The sequence below is a fragment of the Streptomyces sp. CBMA123 genome, assembly GCF_014596465.1.
In the GTDB taxonomy this organism is placed as follows: Bacteria; Actinomycetota; Actinomycetes; order Streptomycetales; family Streptomycetaceae; genus Kitasatospora.
Genome location: NZ_MECK01000362.1, coordinates 1 through 4149 on the forward strand (window position 1 = coordinate 1; position 4149 = coordinate 4149).

Sequence of the window (4149 nt, forward strand, 5' to 3'; positions counted from 1 at the left end):
CGGCGGCGACTCCGCCCACGGCGGCCGCGGCGGCGCTGAACCCGCCGACCCCGATCCAGACCAGCACGCCGCCGGGCAGCAGCGCGCGCAGGCCGGTGTTGATCTCGGTGAGTTCCAGGCAGGCCGCCGTGCAGCGGTCGCACTCCCTGAGGTGCCGGCCGACCTCGGCCGAGGCCCGCTTGCGCAGCGAGCCGCGCGCGTACGCCCCGAGCCGGTTGGCGTAGGACTCGCAGGTGCTGTGCTGGCTGCCGGAGATGTGGGCCTGGAGGAAGCCGGCGGCCAGCCGGTCGCGGGCCCGGTGGGCCTGGACGGCGGTCGCGTTGGCGGTCTTGCCGAGCATCACGGCGACGGTCTTCGGCGATTCCCGCTCGACCTCGGTGTGCCAGAGCACGACCCGGTCGTCCTCGGGCAGTTCGGCGTAGGCCTGCATGACCATGCGCTGGTCGGCCATCGCCATCGCCCAGGCGTCGGCGCCGGGGTCGCCGAGGTCGAAGTCGACCACGGCGGCCGAGCTCTGGGCGAACACGCCGAAGTCGTCGACGAGTTGTTCGCGCCGTTCGCTGCGGGTCCAGGCGGCGGCGACGTTGCGCACGGCGGTCAGCAGGTAGGCGCGGACGGCGAACTCCGGGCCCTTGCCCGCCTTGAGGGCCTGCAGGGTGCGGGCGAAGACCTCGCCGGCGAGGTCCTCGGCGGTGAAGCTGTCCCGGCAGCAGGTGCGCGCGTAGCGGCGGACGGAGTCGACGTGCCGGAGGTAGATCTCCTCGTACGCGGTGTCGTCGCCGGCCCGGACCCGGGCGGTCAACTCGGCGTCGGAGGGCGGGCGCTCGCCGTCCACCGGGTCGGCGGGGGCGGGCACGGTGGGCCGGGCGGGCCGGCGGTCGCCGACGAACGCCTCGGGGGCGACACCGCCGCGGCCGGCGGGGGCCTGGCCGGGGACCCGGCCGGAGGGCAGTGCGGCGGCGGAGGCGGAGAGCGACTCGCGGCTGGGCATCCCGGCCTGGTCGGGGACGTGTCCGGGGCCGGCGGCGCCGGTGCCGCCCGAACCGGCCGCGGAGCCCGAACCGCCTGCGGCGCCCGGGACTTGGGCGGCGCCGGTTCCGCCGGGGCCCGCGGCGGACCCTCCTGCGGTGCTACCGGAGAAGCCTCCGAAGTCGAGGCCGTACCCGTAGTCGTTCTGTTCCTCGGCGCTCACAACGGACCCCAGATTCCACGACAGCCCCCGTAGTGTGGCAGGGCGCGCGGGAGTGCGTAGGCGCACGGTTCCCCGACGTACGGCGCCGACGGCGCGCGAAGGGCGCGCATCGGGACATTGGCTCCAACCACGGGCAAAGGATGGCATAGCGCAGGGGCGCGTGGAAGCCGGACCGGCCGGTACCCACTCTTCCGAGGGGCCGTCGCGGATGTGTTCGCCCAGCGTGCGGCGCGGGGTCGCACGACGTCCGCACCCGGCGCGCGTGCCCTGCTCGCGCGCCGGTGTCCCGCTCAACTCCCTTGCCCGTCGGGCGCGTCGTCCGTGCCTGGTGCGACGCGTCCGCCGCCGCCCCCGTCCACCGGGGGCGGGCCGAGCCGGGGGTCAGCGTGACCGCAGACCGTCCAGCAGTATCTGCAGCAGCCGGTCCGACGGCCCGGCGGCCGGTTGACCGTCCGGATGCTGACCGACCGCCGTGAAACCGGCCGCCGTCGGCGCCGTGACCGAGGGCCGCACCGCGTGCACCGGCACCGACGCGGTCAGCACCAGCACCACGTCCGACACCGTGACGCCCGGCCGCAGCTCGCCCGCCGCACCGGCCCGCGCCACCAGGGCGGCCAACAGCTGCAGCAGCAGCCGAGGATCGGCGTCCGCCGACGAGGGCTCGCCCGCCGCCCCGGCGCGCGCCTCCTCGCCCCGCAGGTCGAAGCGCACGGCCGCCGGCACCTCCGACGCCCGCTGCTCGGGCACCCGGCCCAGCTCCTCCGCGTACCGGAACGCCTCCGGCGGCAGCAGCCGCCCGGCCCCGGTTCCGACCGCGCGGGCCAGGTACCCGGCCAGGGCGTCCCAGGCGCCGTCGCCGCCGTACAGCGACTCCCGCGCCTGCGCGGTCAGCCAGGCCACCTCCTCGGCGGCGATCCGCTGGACCAGCACCTCCTTGCTGGGGAAGCGCCGATAGACCGTGCCGACGCCGACCCCGGCCCGGCGCGCGACCTCCTCCATCGGAGCGCCGTAGCCGAACTCGCCGAACACCTCCCGGGCCGCGCGCAGCACGCTCTCCAGATTCCGCCGGGCGTCCACCCTCAGTCGGGCCCCGGGGACCGGCGCCGTCGCCTGCTGGGGATCCGCCCGGTACGGGACGGCCGCGTACGCCATCCCGCCCTGGGGCAGGTCCACCGGGCCGCGCTGCTCCGGCACCATGCCCTGTCCGGCGTGCGGCGCAGCCGCCCGCCCCAATGCCTGCTTCTGTTCCATCATCCCAACTCTCCCCCGCAGGCGTCCGAAGCCGGACCCTGTCGTCGCCCGCCCCTGCACCCCCCGGTGCAGCTCAGCCCGGCAGAAATGACCAGATGACCCATCGCTCTGTGCCGCCCGTCCCGTTCCGGTGACCACGGTCGTGCCGCCGGGCCGCCTTGACGTCCGGCTCGGCGCGTCAGCACCGCCCGGGGCCTCGTCCGGGAACTACCCTTCCCCGGATGACTCTCCCCCAGTCGGGTTGTCGAGCCAACGCTGGAACTGGCCGTAGTGGCCGCTCCACGGTGCGTCGCCGCCGATTGTCATGGCGGTAACCGCTCCGGTACACAATCCGACCATAGTTCACGGCTCTTCGCGGCCGAAAGTGCGTCAGAAAGTCGCCCAGCAAGCACAACTGGTCACTGCCGCCACTTCCGTCGCAACCAGCCCCGTACGGACTGTGGACAAGACCACCTCCGCCGGTCCTTCATAGGGGGGCGTGATGGGGGGACACCCCCGGCCGCGAGGCCGGGACGAAACGTCACATCGGCAGGAGGTGCACCATCAGGATCCTGATCGCCGGCGGCGGCTGCGCCGGGATGGCCACCGCGCTCCACCTCCAGCGTGGCCTGCGGGAGCAGCTGCGGCGCGGTGAAGTGGAGATCACCGTCGTCGAACCCCAGGCCTACTCCACCTACCACCCGCTGCTGGCCGAGGTCGCGGCCGGCTCGATCGACCCGCGGCACGTGGTCGTCCCGCTGCGCCGGGCCCTGCCGCACTGCCGGGTGCTCACCGCCCGGATCACCCGGATCGAACACGCCGCCCGCCGCGCCCTGGCCGACGCCGCGGGCCCCGGCGAGACCCCGGCGCCCCTCGAACTCCCTTACGACGTCCTGGTGGTGGCCCCCGGCTCGGTCGCCCGCACCGCCCCCGTGCCCGGCCTGGCCGAGCACGGGCTCGGCTTCTCCACCGTCGGCGAGGCCGTGCACCTGCGCAACCATGTGCTGGAGCAGCTCGACCTCGCCTCCGCCACCCGCGACCCGGCGCTGCGGCAGTCCGCGCTGACCTTCGTCTTTGTCGGAGCCGGCTACGCGGGAGTCGGCGCGCTCGCCGAGCTGGAGGACATGGCCCGCACCGCCGTACGGGGCTACCACAACGTCCGGGTCGAGGACCTGCGCTGGGTGCTGGTCGAGGCGACCGACCGGATCCTCGCCGAGGAGTCGCCCGAACTCGCCGAGCACACCCTCGGCCAACTGCGCGAACGCGGCGTCGACATCCGGCTGCGCACCACCCTGGAGTCCGCCGCCGGCGGGGTCGCCGCGCTCTCCGACGGCAGCCGCTTCGGCGCCCGCACCCTGGTCTGGACAGCGGGCATCCGGCCTTCGCCGATGCTGCGCGACACCGACTTGCCGCTGGACACCGCCGGCCGGGTCCGCTGCCTGGCCACCCTCCAGGCCGTCGGCCCGGACGGACGCGCCCTGCCCGGCGTGTGGGCGGCCGGCGACTGCGCCGCCGTACCCGATCCGAACGCGGACGGCGCCCCCTGCGCGCCCAACGCCCAGCACGCCTTCGCCCAGGCCGAACTGCTGGCCCGCAACATCGCGGTGGCGCTGGCCGGCGGGCCGCACGCGCCGGGGCTGGTCGAGTACCGGCCCGGTCCCGCCGCCTGCTCGACCTCGCTCGGCCTGCACCGGGCCGTCGCCCACACCCGGGGCGGTGGCCGGCTC

The 4149-nt window shown here is 75.5% G+C and carries 3 protein-coding genes; 1 reads left to right on the forward strand and 2 read right to left on the reverse strand.

Going from position 1 to position 4149, the window contains the following annotated elements; all coding sequences use genetic code 11:
• Both BG452_RS30595 and BG452_RS30600 read right to left on the reverse strand, forming a co-directional pair.
• The coding region (locus BG452_RS30595) for an RNA polymerase sigma factor (protein WP_317621294.1) at positions 1 to 1192 on the reverse strand (1192 nt) is incomplete at its 3' end.
• Between the two features lie 381 nt (positions 1193 to 1573).
• A complete protein-coding gene (locus BG452_RS30600) occupies positions 1574 to 2344 on the reverse strand; it encodes a TetR/AcrR family transcriptional regulator (RefSeq protein WP_188307603.1) in 771 nt (256 codons plus the stop codon).
• Between the two features lie 653 nt (positions 2345 to 2997).
• Here BG452_RS30600 and BG452_RS30605 point away from each other — a divergent pair.
• On the forward strand, positions 2998 to 4149 hold a 1152-nt coding region (locus BG452_RS30605), incomplete at its 3' end, for an NAD(P)/FAD-dependent oxidoreductase (RefSeq protein WP_317621295.1).